Here is a 16,825-nt window from a genome sequence, read left to right as displayed (position 1 = left end):
CTCGTGTCAGTGCGCGACGGCTGCGGCGGCGGCTTCGTCGATCAGACGGCCGGTGCGGAAGCGGTCCAGTGTCAGGCCGGCATTGAACTTGTGCGCCTCGTCGCGGGCGATCAGATGCGCGAAGAGATTGGCCGAGCCCGGTGTCGCCTTGAAGCCGCCGGTGCCCCAGCCGCAGTTGACGTAGAGCCCCGGAACCGGGGTCTTCGACTGGATGGCCGAACGATCCGGCGTGTTGTCGACGATCCCGCCCCACTGGCGCATCATCTTGACGCGACGGAACATCGGGAACAGCTCGCAGATGGCATCGAGCGTATGCGTGATGATCTGCAGGCCGCCGGTCTGGCTGTAGGAATTGTACTGGTCGGTGCCGGCGCCGATCACGAGCTCGCCCTTGTCGGACTGCGAGATATAGGCATGCACCGTGTTGGACATGACCACGCAGGGGAAGATCGGCTTCAAAGGCTCGGAGACCAGCGCCTGCAGCGGGCTCGACTGCAAGGGCACGCGCACATCGGCCATCTTCATGACCGTGGTCGTGTGGCCGGCAGCCGAGACGCCGACCTTCTTGGCGCCGATGAAGCCACGCGATGTCTCGACACCGGTGATGCGACCGTCGGGGCCGCGGCGGATGCCGGTCACTTCGCAGTTCTGGATGATATGGACGCCGCGATCGGACGCCGCACGCGCATAGCCCCAGGCGACCGCATCATGGCGGGCCGTGCCGCCGCGACGCTGGAGTGCGGCACCGTTGATCGGATAGCGGGCGCTGGCGGAGATATCCAGCGGCGGACAATAAGCCTTGGCCTGTTCCGGCGTCAGCCATTCATTGTCGATGCCGTAGAGACGGTTGGCATGGATATGGCGCTTGAAGGACTGCTGGTCGTGCACATTGTGCGACAGCATCATCACGCCGCGCGGCGAGTACATGACATTGTAGTTGAGATCCTGCGAGAGGTTCTCCCAAAGCTTCATCGAATGCTCGTAGATGTGCATGCTCTCTTCATAGAGATAGTTCGAGCGGATGATGGTCGTGTTGCGGCCGGTATTGCCGCCGCCGAGCCAGCCCTTTTCGAGCACCGCGACATTGGTGATGCCGTGCTCCTTGGCCAGATAATAGGCAGCCCCCAGGCCATGTCCGCCGCCGCCGATGATGATGACGTCGTATTCGGCGCGCGGCTCCGGCGAAGTCCATTGCTTCTCCCAGCCCTTGTGGCCCCTCAGAGCCTCTCGTGCCACGGCAAAAACCGAGTATCTACGCATCCGCCTTCATCTCCTTCAAGGGAAAGGTCCCTTCTCGTCGGCCATACAAATCGCAAATCCAAATGCGGCACAACGTTTCTTTTGCGACGCCGGCAGGCTTTTGTTTTGACACTCGGCAAGAATGAAGACGCTTGGCCTGCTGTCTGGAGCGTAGCAAACGCGCACAGCTGAGGCGGCCGATCCCGCGATGGCTTGCAGCCTGCCATCCTTATTACTTTAGAGTAATTGCACTTACAATTTTCGAGCGCATAATTCTTCTGCTGTGTGGGCGGCTTTGCGCCTCAAGGGTCTCGCGCCTGCAGCAACGGGAGCATTCATAATCCAAATTTCGACACGCGTGGCAAAGCCCGTGTGCGACCTGACATCAAAAGAAAACAGGCCGGCAGGGCAGGATGCTTGCTGTCTGGTCTCAGGGAGGATTAGCCATGCAATCGCATTTCATCACCCTTACTGTTGGCGTGCTTTTATCGGGCGCTTGCCTTATCAGCCCCGTCACCGCTGCCGATGGCACCGTGACCAAGGAAGAAGCGGCGGCGATCGGCGTCGACGCCTATCTCTATCTCTATCCGTTGGTCACCATGAACCTGACCCGTGAGCAGGCGACAAACGTCGAGGCCGGCAAGACGATGGGACGAGGACCGGCCAATATGTTCGTCAACGTTCCGGCGTTTCCGACAGCCGATTTTAGGGATGTCGTTCGCCCCAATTTCGATACGCTCTATTCGGTCGCCTGGCTCGACATGACGAAGGAGCCGATGATCGTCTCGGCACCCGATACGAACGGACGCTACTACCTGCTGCCGATGCTTGACATGTGGACCGATGTATTTGCCTCGCCCGGCTGGCGGACGACGGGAACCGCGAAGGCCGACTTCGCCGTCGTCCCACCCGGCTGGACAGGCAAACAGCTGCCGGCCGGAACACAACGGATCGATGCGCCGACACCCTATGTCTGGGTCATCGGCCGCACCAAAACCGACGGACCACCCGACTATGACGCCGTTCACAAGATCCAGGCCGGCTACACGGTCACGCCGCTGTCGCAGTGGGGCAAGAAGGTCGAGCCGGCCAAGGTCACGATCAACCCTGCCATCGACATGAAAACCCCACCGAAGAAGACGGTAGACGGGATGGCGGCCGAGGACTTCTTCGCCTATGCGGCCGAGCTGCTGAAGGTCAACCCGCCACACGCCACCGACCAGCCGATCATCAGCCGGATGCAGCGGATCGGATTGGTTGCGGGCAAGAGCTTCAACAAGAGCAAGGTCGCGCCCGACGTCGCCGAGGCCCTGAAGGATGTCCCGGCCGAGGCCCAGAAGCTGATGGAATGGAAAATCCCGACGCTCGCCCGGGTCGCCAACAACTGGTCAATGAACACAGACACGCTGGGCGTCTACGGAAATTACTATCTGAAGCGGGCGATCGTCGCACAGCTCGGACTTGGCGCCAACCTGCCGGAGGACGCGATCTATCCCCTCAACCTCGGCGACGAGAAGGGAAATCCGCTGAACGGAGCCAACAGCTACAAACTCCACTTCGACAAGGCGAACCTGCCGCCGGTCAAGGCATTCTGGTCCGTCACGCTCTACGACCCCGAGGGATTCCAGGTTGGCAACAGCCTCAACCGCTTTGCCGTCAGCAGCTGGATGCCCTTCGTCTACAATGCGGACGGGTCGCTTGATCTCTACTTCCAGAACAAGAGCCCGGGCACAGACAAGGAAGCCAACTGGCTGCCGGCGCCCGCCGGGCCCTTCAACCTGACCATGCGCCTCTACGGGCCGGAGAGCCAGGCTTTGACCGGGAAATGGAACCCACCGGCCGTTGAAATGATCCAGGCGCTCCAGCAGGTCACGGCCCAGTGAGCGTTCTGCCAATTCCCATTGGGCTGGATTGGAAGATCGGGTATAGAATGGTGGGAACACGGTGCTCGACTGAAAAGCCGGGCACCACCATCCTCGCCGGCGTCTCAGCCAATCACGGTGCTGGAAAACAAGCTGCCCGATCTGCCGATCACAGCATTTTTCCACCTCAATCCCATATCCCTGCTGGACTTTGGCCAATCCATCTGCTATCTCGCCTCACCAATCGCAAAGCTCTGGCTGCGCGAACCATATTTTTTTTGCCTCTGGCGCCGTGCTGACGCCGGCATCAACCAAACCAAAGGAACGTGATTCTCGTGCAGGTACTTGTCCGCGATAACAATGTCGATCAGGCTCTCCGCGCTCTCAAGAAGAAGATGCAGCGTGAAGGCATTTTCCGCGAAATGAAGATGCGCGACTACTACGAAAAGCCGTCGCAGAAGCGTGCTCGCGAAAAGGCTGAAGCCGTTCGCCGCGTTCGCAAGCTGGCTCGCAAGCGGGCACAGCGCGAAGGTATCGTAGCGCGCTAATCGGCGTGCTGTCGTTATTTCGACGTTTTCAGATGCATGTTGGCGGGGGCGATCTGTTCGCCGCCGCCTTTTTAATTTGCTGCTGAAGCCTGCCGTCCACCATCCGGACCGGCTGCACTGGGGGAAAACGAGCCCGCATGGCTGATATCATGTTGAATACCCGCTCCTTGCGTTCGCCGAAAATTGCCGTTCTGCCGGTACTGGCGATTGTTACCGCACTTGGTCTTTCCAGCTGCACGACGAACAACACCTCCGATGCCGTCATTCGCATCGACAAGGCGCAGGGCTCGCAGGAAAATATCGCCTCGCTCACGTCAGTCATCAATGCAAATCCGCGGGATCCGGAAGGCTACAACGTTCGAGGCTCCGCCTACGGTCGCGGCGGCGATTTCCGCCAGGCCCTGAACGATTTCAACACGGCACTGCAGCTCAATCCGAAGTTCTACCAGGCCTACGCCAACCGCGCGCTCATCTATCGCAACATGGGTCAGCCGCAGCAGGCAATCCAGGACTACAACTCCGCCCTGCAGATCAATCCCAACTACGATGTGGCTCTGATCGGCCGTGGCAACGTCTACCGCACCGTCGGCCAGGATGACGCCGCCTTCAACGACTTCAACAAGGCGATCCAGCTCGGCACCACAGACGGCCGCGCCTACCACAATCGCGGCCTCGTCTACCAGAAGCGGAATCAGCAGGACAAGGCGATCGACGACTTCTCGAAGGCGATCTCGCTGTCTCCGAATTCGCCCGAACCCTACAATGGTCGCGGCATCTCTTATATCGCGCTGAATGACGACGACAACGCATTCGCCGACTTCAACCATGCGATCGAGCTTAACGGCAACATCGCGGAATCCTGGGCGAACCAGGCGCTTGTCTACGAGCGCAAGGGAGACAAGCAGAAGGCGGCACGTTCCTATCGCCACGCCGTTGGCCTTGATCCCAAGTATCAGCCGGCGAAAGAGGGTCTTGCCCGCGTAGGCGCGCCGACCGCAGGCTAACGGGCACTCGACGACGATGGCAGCCAAGCAGAGTGTAATCGTCGTCGGCTCTGGCATCATCGGAGCCTCGATCGCCTGGCATCTCACCCGTGGCGGCGCCGCCGTCACCGTGGTTGCCGAAGACGAAGGTGGCGTTGCCACGCCCTGTTCTTTTGCCTGGATCAACGCCAGCTGGGGCAACCCGGAATTCTATTTCCGTTTCCGGCTGCGAGCCATGGCTGAATGGCGACGACTGGCGACGGAACTGCCAGGTCTGCCTCTCGCATGGTGCGGAGGCCTCTGCTGGGATCTCCCGCCGCACGATCTGGAAGCCTTCGCCACCGAGCATATTGGATGGGGCTACGGCATCGACCGTATCGACGGCAACGCTGTCAGGGCGCGCGAGCCGTATCTGGCCAACCTCCCTGATCTTGCCTTGTCGGTGACCGAAGAAGGCGCCGTCGAGCCGGTCGCAGCCGCCCTCGCGATGCTCTCCGATGCAAAGGCGCGGGGCGCAACATTCGTGAATGCGGCCGTGCACAGCCTTATTCGCACCGGAGAACGCATCTCGGGCGTTGTCACCTCCGCCGGGCTGCTTGAAGCCGATCACATCGTGCTCGCGACCGGTGCTGGCACCACGCCGTTGACCGCCGCGATCGACCTCCACATTCCGATCGACACACCACCCGGCCTGATCGTTCATAGCCGGCCGCACGCCCGCCGCCTGAACGGACTGGTGATGGCACCCGAGCTTCACATGCGCCAGACGGGCGATGGCCGCATCATCGCCGGCAGCGATTTTGGCGGCGCTGATCCGGGACAGGATCAGCAAGCGACGGCGGAAGCCTTGTTCGACAAGCTGCGCGGCAGCCTACTGGACAGCCCTTCGCTGGCCATGGATTTCTTCACCGTCGGATACCGACCGACGCCGAAAGACGGCTTTCCGATCATCGATGCCGCCTGTAAGGGCCTCTATATCGCCGTCATGCACTCCGGCGTCACACTCGCGCCGCTTGCCGGCCTACTCGCGTCTAACGAGATTCTGACCGGAGAGAAGGACGCAGCGCTTGCACCCTTCGCGCTCTCCAGGTTCAGTTAGATTTCTGCAACACTAAACTCCGAGAAATGCCGGCGACATGTTTTAGTGTGTTGCAAGGATTTGGACCTGTCCCTAACATACAGCTGGTTCGATAGCAGGCTATCGGCAAGCCAGAGGGCGCATCGGGGGCGATTGTGGTGAACCAGTACAAGCTCGTCAGGGCCTGCGGTGCCAGCGGTTTTGCGCCCGGCATCGGGAGCATATGCCCATGAAGATGTCGGCGCGATTCTTTCCCAAGGCCTCGATCGGCACCTACCTGATCGCCATGGCATTGGCGACTTCGCTGCCGATTTTTGCCTTGGTCGCGCTACTGCTGGGCCAGCTGGAGGACAACCAGCGGTCCATCCAAAAACGCGAGACCGCGCAGGACGCCACGGCCCTCGCCCGCGCCATCGACCGGCAATTGCAGGATATGGCTACCACCCTGAGGTTGCTGTCGACATCGCCCGAACTCGAAAGCAACGACTTCGCCGCGTTTCACAAGCGCACCGCCACGGCTCTCAGGGCAAACACCCTCTATATCATCGCCGTCGATGCCAAGGGGCAGCAGCTGCTGAACACCCGCGTCGAGTATGGGGCGCCGCTCGGCCAGGCCGCAAACATGCCCTCCGTCGAAGCCGTGATCAAATCGGGCCGCATTGAAGCCTCCGACGTGTTTCGCGGCAGGACAAGCGGCGCATGGGTCTACAACGTCACCATGCCGCTGCAGCTCGACCGGGTCGCAGCGCTGATCATCACCCAGAACGCCAATGACCTTGCCAAGCTCCTGTCGACGGATGGCCTTCCCTCGGGCTGGTCCGCGGCCGTTGTCGATCAGGGTGGCCACGTGGTCGCCTCGGTCGGCGCAAACAGCATCGATTACGGCCAGCCGTTCGACCCGCGCGTGCTGCCCGATCTGGTCGATTCGAGCGGCGTCTATGAGAACAGCAGCGTGATGCCGAGAATGCTCCTCGGCTACGCGCAGATCCCCGGCTGGTCCTGGAAGGCGATCATCTGGGGGCCGGTGGCGACCGCGCAGGAATCGATCCTCACGACCTGGCGTTTCCTGATCATCGGCGGCATCGCCCTTGTGACGGTCGCAGTCATCGCCGCTTACGCCGTGGCGCGACAGGTTCGCACCACCATTCGCTCGATTGCAGACATGGCCAACCGCATGGGCGAAGGCCACATCGTCGCGCCGATCGAGACCAGCGTCATCGAAGCAAACCAGGTGGCCGTGGCACTCTCCAACGCCTCCTTCGACCGCAGCCAGACGGAAGATCGCCTGCACTTCGTGATGAACGAGCTCGTGCATCGCACCAAGAATCTGCTGGCGCTGGCGCAGGCGATGATCCGCCAGCTTGCCAGACAGGCAACGACCGTCGAGGAGTTTCAGGCAGCGGTCGCCGATCGTCTCGACGGCTTGTCACGCTCGATCGAGCTCCTGACCAGCGAGCAATGGGCCGGCGCCTCGCTGCGCCGTGTCATCGACAGCCATTTCCAGGCGTTTCCGCAGTCGATCCAGCAGATCGACATCATCGGCAAGGACTTCATGCTGAAGCCTGATGCGGTCCAGAACCTCGGCCTCACCCTGCACGAGCTGGCCACCAACTCCATCAAATATGGCGCGCTTTCCGTGCCGCAGGGCCGCGTGAGGCTCTATTGGCAGAACCTTCAGGAAGCGTCGCATAACGAAGAGATGCTGCGCCTCGTCTGGGAAGAGCAGAATGGCCCGCCGGTCGTGACCCCAACGCGATCGGGCTTCGGGACCACGGTCATCAAGACGCATGCCGCGGCAGCTTTCGGCGGCACCGTACAGGTCGACTTTCTGGCCAAGGGCCTTCGCTGGGAGCTGACCGCGCCGCGCCGGACACTCGAGCGCACGGCGACCCCGGAAGCGCATTCTGATCGGAAAGGTGCATAGCCCCAGCCGGTCATGAAAAGGGCGCGACCGAAGTCGCGCCTCAATTCATCAAATGCTTCCACCTCCGGCGACCATTCAGTGGTTGATCGCCTTGTTGATCTCTTCGGTGACCTTCTTGGCGTCGCCGAGCAGCATCATCGTGCCGTCCTTGTAGAACAGAGTGTTATCGATACCGGCGTAGCCGGAGCCCAGCGAGCGCTTGACGAAGATGCAGGTCTTCGCCTTGTCGACATCGAGGATCGGCATGCCGTAGATCGGCGAGGTCTTGTCGTCGCGTGCCGCGGGGTTGGTCACGTCGTTGGCGCCGATGACGTAGGCGACGTCGGCCTGCGCGAACTCCGAGTTGATGTCCTCGAGTTCGAAAACTTCGTCATAAGGCACGTTCGCTTCGGCAAGCAGCACATTCATGTGGCCGGGCATACGACCCGCAACCGGATGAATGGCATACTTCACATCGACGCCGTTCTTCTTCAGATTGTCGGCAAGTTCGCGGAGCGCATGCTGTGCCTGAGCCACGGCCATGCCGTAGCCCGGCACGATGATGACCTTGGAGGCGTTGGCCATCAGGTAGGCTGCGTCCTCGGCCGAGCCGAGCTTCACGGTCTTGTCGGAATTGTCCGCTCCACCCGACGAAGTTTCGCCACCGAAGCCACCGAGGATGACGGAGATGAACGAGCGGTTCATGCCCTTGCACATGATGTAGGACAGGATCGCACCCGAAGAGCCTACCAGCGCGCCGGTGATGATCAGGGCGAGGTTGCCGAGCGTGAAACCGATACCGGCAGCCGCCCAGCCCGAGTAGGAGTTGAGCATCGACACGACGACCGGCATGTCGGCGCCACCGATCGGCACGATCAGCAGCACGCCGAGCGCCAGCGACAGGGCCACGATGGCCCAGAAGTCGATATGGCTCTCGGAAACCGCCAGCCCGGCAATGAAGAAGATGATCAGGGCAAGCAGCGCCGCGTTGATCACATGGCGGAACGGCAGCATGATCGGCTTGCCAGACATGCGCCCGTCGAGCTTGAGGAAGGCGATGATCGAACCGGTGAAGGTCAGGGCTCCGATCGCCACGCCAAGCGCCATTTCAATGCGCGCCTCGGTGTGGATCTCACCGATGTTGCCGATGCCGAAGGACGCAGGCGTATAAAGCGCGGACGCCGCCACCAGCACGGCGGCAAGGCCAACCAGCGAGTGGAACCCGGCGACCAGCTGCGGCATTGAGGTCATCGGGATCACGCGGGCGATGTAGGCGCCCGCTCCGCCGCCGATGGCAAGGCCGAGAATGATCAACACGAGACCGCCGAACGACGGCGTCGCCAGCGTTAGCGTCGTCAGGATGGCGATCCCCATGCCAACCATGCCGTAGACATTGCCCTTGCGGCTTGTCGCCGGGTGGGAAAGCCCGCGCAACGCGACAATGAAGAGGACACCGGAAACGAGATAGAGGAAGGCTGCGATACTGGTCATGCGGTCCTCACTTGTCCTTCTTCTTGTACATCGCCAGCATGCGCTGGGTGACAAGGAAGCCGCCGAAGATGTTCACCGAGACCAGCACCAGGGCGACGAAGCCGAAGCCTGTCGCAAGCCCGCTGGTCGAGATACCGACCGCAAGCAGCGCGCCAACCACGATGACCGAGGAGATTGCATTGGTAACCGCCATCAGCGGCGTATGCAGCGCCGGCGTCACCGACCAGACGACGTAGTAGCCGACGAAGATCGCCAGCACGAAGATCGCGAACTGGAAGACGAAGGGATCGATCACGCCACCGGTGGCGGCACTTGCCACCTCGGGCGCATTCGCGGCGGCCGACGCCACCGCACCGACGGCCTGGTTGAGCTGTTCCAGCGCCCGGTCCATCTGTTCCGTAGCCATCAGTTGTCCCCCTTCTTGGCGCCGCCGAATGCCGGATGCACGACCGCGCCGGCATGGGTCAGGATGGTCGCCTTGATCAATTCATCGTCGAGATTGAGGGCAACCGCCTTGGTTTCCTTGTTGACCATTGTCTCGAGGAAGGTGACCAGGTTCTTGGCATAAAGGGCCGAGGCGCTGGCCGCGATCCGGCCGGCCATGTTCGCAAAGCCGATCACCCGCACGCCGTCGACATCGGCAACCTTGCCCGGCTTGACGCCTTCGATGTTGCCGCCGCGTTCGACCGCAAGATCGACCGCGACCGCGCCCGGCTTCATCGACTTCAGCATCTCGCGGGACACGAGCCTCGGCGCCGGTCGACCGGGAATGAGCGCCGTGGTGATGACGATGTCCTGCTTGGCGATATGCTCGGCAACCAGTGCCGCCTGCTTCGCCTGATATTCCTTGGACATTTCCTTGGCATAGCCGCCAGCCGTCTCGGCGGCCTTGAACTCGTCGTCCTCGACGGCGATGAACTTGGCGCCCAGCGACGCGACCTGCTCCTTCGCAGCCGGGCGAACGTCCGTAGCCGACACCGCCGCACCGAGACGCCGCGCCGTGGCGATCGCCTGCAGGCCTGCAACGCCGGCGCCCATGACGAAGACCTTCGCCGCAGGAACGGTTCCTGCCGCGGTCATCATCATCGGCATCGCGCGGTCGTAGACAGCCGCCGCTTCGATCACCGCCTGGTAGCCCGCGAGATTGGCCTGCGACGACAGAACGTCCATCGACTGCGCACGGGTGATGCGCGGCATCAGCTCCATGGCGAAGGTCGAAAGGCCTGCCTTGGCCATGCCAGCAATGGCCTCTTCGTTGCCGTAGGGATCCATGATGGCAATGACGATAGCGCCGCTCTTGTAGCCAGCGATCTCCGCCTCGGTCGGGCGTCGCACCTTCAGCACGATATCGGCGGTTGCCGCAGCCCCCGCCAACCCGATCCGTGCGCCGACAGCCTCATATTCGCTGTCGGGTATCCGGGAAAGCTTACCGGCGCCTGCCTCGACGACGACGTCGAGACCCAGAGCCTTCATCTTCTTGACGGTTTCAGGAGACGCGGAAACACGCGTCTCATCCCCCGTGGTTTCTTTCGCCACGAAAACAATATTGCCCAACCGCCCCCTCCTCCGGGTCAGCAAGGCCGCAGCAGGTCTCCCTGCTCAGCTCAAGCAATGCATTCACAAAGCTTTGAAAACCGCCCCTCCCCGGCTGCGGCTAGCGCAGCAGAACGAGGCCGGCGATAAAGACGATCAAGAGAACAACGAGGCCACCGAGGAAACCCGCACCGGCGAAAAAGCCGGCCGTCATGCCCAAGAGCAGGGCAACCAGAAACAGCGTGCCGTATTTCGTGGCCGCAAGGAACATGTTGTAGGTCTGCTCATGTTCTTTGTAGTCCATCGACGCGCCAACTTCGGCAGGTCCGGTATGATGCTCGGCCATGAATATCGTCTCCCTCAAATGCCTGGCCGGTTTAACGTACGGCCAGTCGAACGCCATTATTTCCGAGGCTAGCGCCAGGAAATTCCCATGTCAGGCATTACACAAAGCCTGGGAAAAGCGCAATGCAGGAGAATGCCGCAACTGGTGCGACATTCTGCATTTCCAGCAGCAGCTTAGAGCGGGAGGTCGGTGCCGAACTGGCCGGTTGGCACGAAGCGGGCGGTCGGGATGATCGTCAGCGGCGGCAGCGTATCTTCGGGATTGCGCGAGAACATCATGCGCTGCTCGCTGGCGCTGGAGATGAAGAACGGATAGCGCGTCAGAAGCTTGCGGCCGACTTCGATGACGTTGGTCGCCATCAGCGTCATGTCGATGCCGTAGTTCTTCGCCAGCTGGCCGGGAACGATCGTGTCCGCGTAAAAGACCCGCTTGTAGAAAGCGGCATGCGGCGGGCGGCAGAACTGCAGGACGCGGTCGGCGCGGAAATAGGCAGCAGCCACGATGCTCGGCCGCAGCGTCAGGTAAGGAATCCATGGCAGGTCGGCCGTCAGATCCGGGTCGGCGGCGAAACGCGCCGGATCGATCAAGGTCAGCCCTGCATCGAGCAGCGCGTCCATTGCCCATGGGAAGGCACCGGCCGATTGGCTGACGCGATGCTCGGGTGTCACATAATGGAGCCGTATGGTGCTGACCAATTCCCCATAATAGTACAGGCCGAAAACGTGCGCGTGGCTGTCGAAATCTGTGGCATCCAGCAGTCCTTTCGGAGCGAGCGCCAGGACGTCGTGGGCTTTGTAAGCCTTGTAGCGCAGGCGCTCTACCTCGACCATGTCCTCGCTGCTTTCCATGCGGCGGTATTCAATATGGTCTAGAACCTCAAGAAGCTTATTGCTGAAATCGCTCGTTGTTACAGGAGTATCCACCATAGTGCCTCGGCTGATCGGTTAATAATTCATTAATCATCCGAAAACTTATCCGAGGGCAAGGAGAACAAAGACAATTTGCATTATATTTGAATTATTAAGGTTAACGGCGCCCCATAGGACGCGGCGTCGCGCGGGTGCGGATCAACCAGCTAAAAGCGTGAGATTCATGCAACCTTGGGGCGACGACGCGGCGTGGGGCGGCGTATGAGGCTCTGTGAAAGAATCGCGATATTCTGCGCCGGAACAGCCGGCGAGAAGACGTAGCCCTGCACGAGATCGGTGGCGTGATACTTGTTGAGCAGAGCCAGCTGCTCTGTGGTCTCGACACCTTCGGTGACGATCTTCAGGCCAAGCTCGCGCGCCAGGTTGACGGTGCCGCGCAGAAGCTTGAGGCGACGCTCGTCCTCGACGATGTTGCGCAGGAACGACCTATCGATCTTGACGATGTCGAGCGGCAGCGTGTCGAGGTAGCTGAGGCTCGAGAAGCCAGTGCCGAAGTCGTCGATCGCGATCGTGATGCCGCGCGCACGCAGCTCCGCCAGGATGGCGCGAACGGCAGCCGGTTCGTCGATGAGGCAGCTCTCGGTGATTTCGAGATGCAGCCGTTCCGGCTCCAGCCCCGAGGTCGCCAGCGCTTCCGAAACGACGGAAAGAATATCCGCATCCCTCAAATCGCGGGCGGAGAGATTGACCGAGATCGCGATGTGCTCCGGCCAGGTCATGCAGTCCGCGCAGGCCTTCATGAGGATGAAGCGGGTGATGTCGGAGATGATGCCCATCTCCTCGGCAAGCCGGATGAACACGTCAGGCGGAATGGCGCCCTTCTCGGGATGCACCCAGCGCGCAAGCGCTTCGGCGCACTCGATCCTGGAACCATCGGACTTGAACATCGGCTGGTAGGCGATGCTGAGCCCATGCGTGGTGACGGCGTCGCGCAGGTCGGCCTTGAGCTTCTGTTGCTCGATGTAGCGGCCATCCATCTCGCGCTCGAAGCCGGAAATGCCGCCGCGCTGCTTGGACTTGCTTTCGAACAGGGCGAGGTCGGCCTTGACGCTCCACTCTTCCATGGCGAAGGCGTCGCTTTCGAGAATCGCAAAGCCACCGCTCAGCGAGACCAGGAAGGTGACATCATCGGCTTCGTAATTGCCCTGGATCGCCGTGTGCACGCGGCGGATTTCCGCGTCCAGCGCTTCCTTGTCCTTCGCATGCGGGAAGAACAGGATGAACTGGTCGCCCATCAGGCGACCGACGATCGCCTTGCCGGCCTCCTCTTCGACCCGGTTTGCGATCGCACAGAGCAGATGATCGCCGGTGATATGGCCGCGCATGTCGTTGACATGCTTGAACTCGTCGATGTCGAGAACCATGAACCCGACCGGGCCGCGCCGCTTCGGATGCTTGTTCAGGTAATCCTGGACGAGGTGGCTGAAATACTCGCGGTTCGGCAGGCCCGTCAGCGCATCGAAGCGGACCATGTGCAGGATCTTCTGCTCCGCCTTCACGCGGCTCGAGACGTCCTCGAAAATCAGCACTGCGCCCCCATCGGGGCGGCGGCTTGCGGAGAATTCGAGCGAGAGATCCTCGGGGAAATGAATGAGCATCCGTGACAGCTTGCCATCCGCCACATGCGTCATCTGGCGAAGAATAAGCTCCGGCTGCGTGGAATCCATGAAGCTGTAGCGGGCGCCGTAGCGCAGCACCGCGCTGAGATCGCGCTCCTTCAACCGCTCCGGATCGCCGATCTTCAGCAGTTCGCAGGCCTTGCGGTTGATCACCTGGATCCGGTTCTCGGGATCGACCATGACCAGCCCGTGCGGCATGTTGTTGAGCGCCGTATCGAAACGGTCGGCGATCTCGGTAATTTCCCGGCGGGCAATGACGTTCTCATAAAGAAACTCGCGCACGCCGTTGGCCATGGCGCGCGTGGTCAGCCAGAAGGGGATGAGAAAGATCGACAGGATGCCGCGATAGAAATCCAGCACCATCAGGCTGCAGATGATCATCGGCAGGCAACAGGAGAACGTCTGCAGGTCGATCGCCATGCGCGATCCGTAGTTGCGCCCAACGACGGAGACCATGGTGGCCATGGTCACGGCAATACACGCAAGTTCCGCGAACCCATCGCCAAGGAAGAATATCGCGTAACCGCTTGCAAAGCCGAGAAGCGTCGTGGTGCCGGCGGCACCGGTCACCAAAATGCGCTCCCACCGCTTTATGTCGTCATAGGACAACGCCGCCTTGTTCACGCGGTCGTAGGCACGGAAGGTCGCGATGCGGCCTAGAAAGACGACGATAAAACCGATCGCCAGAATGACATAGAGGAGGGAATGGGTCTTGGCCGCAATCGCAAGGCAGGTCGCGGCATGGACGATAACGCCAACGAGCAACGTCATGCGGTTCCCGGAAAGAGAACTCACAAACGACAGATACACATCCGTTGGGACCCTGTTCGGGTTATCTGGCTTCATCCATACTTTCCCTGTGCGGCGAAACCTTACTGCTAACCCTTTAAAAATTGATTTCGGGCACACCATAGATTTTGTTGAATTTTTTAAAACCATAACGCGAATATCGTGGTTTCTTAAAGGTTTACGCACTTAAAAAGAGATGTTTGGTTCCGAACCAGCTCTATCCCTGGTTATCTGGGACACCTTGCATAGGCCGCTGCGTGTATAAGACTATAATCCAACATCCCGGCTTTATCCTTCCAATTTGAAAAACCCTGGTCTACCAATTGGGAGGGGAGAACGTGCCGAAAAAGGCACGAAAAAAGGGGAGAGGCATGTCGGCATTTTTGACCGTCAGCCGGCTGATCGATGCGATCAGCCAATTCATGGGCAAGCTGTCCGAATACATGGTCCTGCTATGCTGCCTGATCAGCGCCGCCAATGCCCTGATCCGCTACTCGTTCAACTACAGCTCCAACGGCTGGCTTGAGATCCAGTGGTATCTCTTCGCCTTCGTCGTGGTGCTCGGTGCGGCACACACGCTGCGCATGAACGAACATGTCCGCGTCGATCTGATCTACGGCGCCGCGTCGGACAAGGCGCGGATCTGGATCGACATCATCGGCCTGATCGTCTTTCTGATACCGGCCTGCATTTTTCTCACCTGGCTCTGCTGGCCTTTCTTCCTCTCCTCCTATCAGCAGCACGAGGTCTCGGCCAATGCCGGCGGGCTCATCCGCTGGCCGGTCAAGCTCGTCCTCCTTTGCGGCTTCGGCCTTCTAGCGTTGCAGGGTGTCTCCGAGCTGATCAAGCGGATCGCGGCCCTGACAGGCCACGTGGATATCGACACGAAATACGAAAAGCCGCTGCAGTAATCAGGACCGGGAGGAATAGCATTTGTTTGATTTCGGCATCATTCCGCCGGCCATGTTCGTGGGCATGGTTCTGTTCATGCTCTACGGCTTCCCGGTCGCCTTTTCGCTGGCCGCCGTCGGCCTATTCTTCGGCATCATCGGCATCTACACCGGCCATTTCAGCGAAGCCTTCCTGCAGGCGCTGCCGCTGCGCTTCTTCGGCATCGTCTCCAACGACCTGCTGCTCGCCATCCCCTTCTTCACCTTCATGGGCGCCATCCTTGAGCGCTGCGGTCTGGCCGAGGACCTGCTGGAAGGCATGGGCAAGCTCTTCGGCCGGGTCCCGGGCGGTCTTGCCTATGCGGTGATCCTGGTGGGTGCCGTGCTCGGCGCGATCACCGGTACCGTGGCTGCTTCGGTCATCACCATGGGCGTCATCTCGCTGCCGATCATGCTGCGCTATGGCTACAGCCCAAGGCTCGCGACCGGCGTTATCGCCGCTTCCGGAACGATCACTCAGGTCATCCCGCCGTCGCTTGTGCTCGTCGTCCTTGCCGACCAACTCGGCAAGTCGGTCGGCGACATGTATCTCGGCGCCATCGGCCCCTCGATCCTGCAGGTCGCGATCTTCATGGGGTATATCCTGATCCTGTCGATCGTGAAGCCGAGTTCAGTGCCCCCGCTGCCCAAGGAGGTGCGCGGCGATTTCAGCTGGGCGCTGCTCCTCAAGGTTCTCGGCGGCATGGTGCCGTCGATCGTGCTGATCTTCCTCGTTCTCGGCACGATCTTCATGGGGTTGGCGACGCCGACCGAAGCCGGCGCGCTCGGCGTCGTTGGCGCCATGGCGCTTGCCGCCATGCATCGCCGCCTCACCTGGCCGCTGATGCAGGAGGCGATGCGCTCGACCATGCACATCACCTCGATGGTGGTGATGATCCTGATCGGCTCCACCTGCTTCAGCCTCGTCTTCCAGGGCATGGATGGCTCGCGCTGGATCGAGCACATGCTGTCGGGCATTCCCGGCGGCCCCGTCGGCTTCCTGATCTTCGTGAACATCTTCATCTTCGTGCTGGCCTTCTTCCTCGATTTCTTCGAGATCGCCTTCATCGTCATCCCGATGCTGGCGCCGGTCGCCTCGGCGCTCGGCATCGACCTGATCTGGTTCGGCGTACTGATCTGCGTCAACATGCAGACGAGCTTCATGCACCCGCCCTTCGGCTTCGCGCTTTTCTACCTGCGCTCTATCGCCGATCGTAACGTCAAGACCTCGGACATCTACATGGGCGCCCTGCCCTGGGTCGGCATGCAGCTGATTCTCGTCGCGATCGTGATCTTCTGGCCGCAATCGGTGACCTACTGGCTGGACAAGGGAGCGAAAGTCGATCCGAACTCGATCAAGATCGAGGTTCCGGGCTTCGGCGGCAACGGCCTTTCGCTGCCGCCCCTGGGCGCGCCGGGCGGAGCCTCGCCGCAATTGCCCGGGCTGACCCTGCCCCCGATGAATGGCCTGCCCGGACAACCACCGGCCCCGGCAAAGCCCGCGCCGCCGGCAACGGACCTGAGCCAGCCGCCGCAGATCAAATGACAAAGAAAAGCCCCGGACGGCGATCCGGGG

The 16,825-nt window shown here is 61.1% G+C and carries 15 protein-coding genes; 8 read left to right on the top strand and 7 right to left on the bottom strand.

The features are described 5' to 3' along the window. Positions 1 to 6: 6 nt before the first annotated feature. Positions 7 to 1,260, bottom strand: a complete 1,254-nt coding sequence (locus tag A6U87_RS28825; protein WP_065694750.1) for a sarcosine oxidase subunit beta family protein — start codon at positions 1,258 to 1,260, stop codon at positions 7 to 9. Between the two features lie 425 nt (positions 1,261 to 1,685). Here A6U87_RS28825 and A6U87_RS28820 point away from each other — a divergent pair, with 425 nt between their 5' ends. The 6 genes from A6U87_RS28820 (at position 1,686) to A6U87_RS28795 (ending at position 7,634) form a co-directional block, all read left to right on the top strand. Beyond that, a complete protein-coding gene (locus A6U87_RS28820; RefSeq protein WP_065694749.1) occupies positions 1,686 to 3,122 on the top strand; it encodes a DUF1254 domain-containing protein in 1,437 nt (478 codons plus the stop codon). A gap of 117 nt (positions 3,123 to 3,239) precedes the next feature. Continuing rightward, positions 3,240 to 3,431: a hypothetical protein gene (locus A6U87_RS28815; protein WP_065694748.1), complete on the top strand. Its 192-nt coding sequence runs from the start codon at positions 3,240 to 3,242 to the stop codon at positions 3,429 to 3,431. 5 nt (positions 3,432 to 3,436) lie between these two features. After that, positions 3,437 to 3,649, top strand: coding sequence for a 30S ribosomal protein S21 (rpsU, locus tag A6U87_RS28810; RefSeq protein ID WP_037119559.1), 213 nt, complete (start codon positions 3,437 to 3,439; stop codon positions 3,647 to 3,649). A 137-nt stretch (positions 3,650 to 3,786) separates the two neighbouring features. Beyond that, positions 3,787 to 4,653, top strand: coding sequence for a tetratricopeptide repeat protein (locus A6U87_RS28805; RefSeq protein ID WP_065694747.1), 867 nt, complete (start codon positions 3,787 to 3,789; stop codon positions 4,651 to 4,653). 16 nt (positions 4,654 to 4,669) lie between these two features. Next, entirely contained in the window at positions 4,670 to 5,731 is a 1,062-nt protein-coding gene (locus tag A6U87_RS28800; RefSeq protein ID WP_065694746.1) for an FAD-binding oxidoreductase, read from the top strand. Between the two features lie 208 nt (positions 5,732 to 5,939). After that, on the top strand, positions 5,940 to 7,634 hold the full coding sequence (locus tag A6U87_RS28795; RefSeq protein WP_065694745.1) for a sensor histidine kinase: 1,695 nt from the start codon (positions 5,940 to 5,942) through the stop codon (positions 7,632 to 7,634). 75 nt (positions 7,635 to 7,709) lie between these two features. Here A6U87_RS28795 and A6U87_RS28790 read toward each other — a convergent pair whose 3' ends face one another. The 6 genes from A6U87_RS28790 to A6U87_RS28765 all read right to left on the bottom strand — a co-directional run bounded on the left by A6U87_RS28790 (position 7,710) and on the right by A6U87_RS28765 (position 14,377). Then, positions 7,710 to 9,104, bottom strand: coding sequence for an NAD(P)(+) transhydrogenase (Re/Si-specific) subunit beta (locus A6U87_RS28790; protein WP_065694744.1), 1,395 nt, complete (start codon positions 9,102 to 9,104; stop codon positions 7,710 to 7,712). Between the two features lie 7 nt (positions 9,105 to 9,111). Continuing rightward, positions 9,112 to 9,510, bottom strand: coding sequence for a proton-translocating transhydrogenase family protein (locus tag A6U87_RS28785; protein ID WP_065694743.1), 399 nt, complete (start codon positions 9,508 to 9,510; stop codon positions 9,112 to 9,114). Further along, positions 9,510 to 10,658: a Re/Si-specific NAD(P)(+) transhydrogenase subunit alpha gene (locus A6U87_RS28780; RefSeq protein WP_065694742.1), complete on the bottom strand. Its 1,149-nt coding sequence runs from the start codon at positions 10,656 to 10,658 to the stop codon at positions 9,510 to 9,512. The genes A6U87_RS28785 and A6U87_RS28780 overlap by 1 nt, the downstream gene beginning before the upstream one ends. A gap of 100 nt (positions 10,659 to 10,758) precedes the next feature. Beyond that, positions 10,759 to 10,983, bottom strand: coding sequence for an aa3-type cytochrome c oxidase subunit IV (locus A6U87_RS28775; protein ID WP_065694741.1), 225 nt, complete (start codon positions 10,981 to 10,983; stop codon positions 10,759 to 10,761). Between the two features lie 173 nt (positions 10,984 to 11,156). After that, complete coding sequence (locus A6U87_RS28770; protein WP_065694740.1) at positions 11,157 to 11,909, bottom strand: hypothetical protein; 753 nt, start codon at positions 11,907 to 11,909, stop codon at positions 11,157 to 11,159. 164 nt (positions 11,910 to 12,073) lie between these two features. Then, positions 12,074 to 14,377, bottom strand: coding sequence for a bifunctional diguanylate cyclase/phosphodiesterase (locus tag A6U87_RS28765; RefSeq protein WP_065694739.1), 2,304 nt, complete (start codon positions 14,375 to 14,377; stop codon positions 12,074 to 12,076). A gap of 314 nt (positions 14,378 to 14,691) precedes the next feature. On the opposite strand from A6U87_RS28765, the gene A6U87_RS28760 reads away from it, so the two are divergent. Both A6U87_RS28760 and A6U87_RS28755 read left to right on the top strand, forming a co-directional pair. Then, a complete protein-coding gene (locus A6U87_RS28760) occupies positions 14,692 to 15,231 on the top strand; it encodes a TRAP transporter small permease subunit (RefSeq protein WP_065694738.1) in 540 nt (179 codons plus the stop codon). 22 nt (positions 15,232 to 15,253) lie between these two features. After that, entirely contained in the window at positions 15,254 to 16,795 is a 1,542-nt protein-coding gene (locus A6U87_RS28755; protein ID WP_065694737.1) for a TRAP transporter large permease subunit, read from the top strand. Positions 16,796 to 16,825: the final 30 nt, after the last annotated feature.

It is taken from the genome of Rhizobium sp. AC44/96, from assembly GCF_001692185.1.
In the GTDB taxonomy this organism is placed as follows: Bacteria; Pseudomonadota; Alphaproteobacteria; order Rhizobiales; family Rhizobiaceae; genus Rhizobium.
Note: the sequence above shows the minus strand (reverse complement) of the source record. Positions and strands in the feature narration are given on the sequence as shown.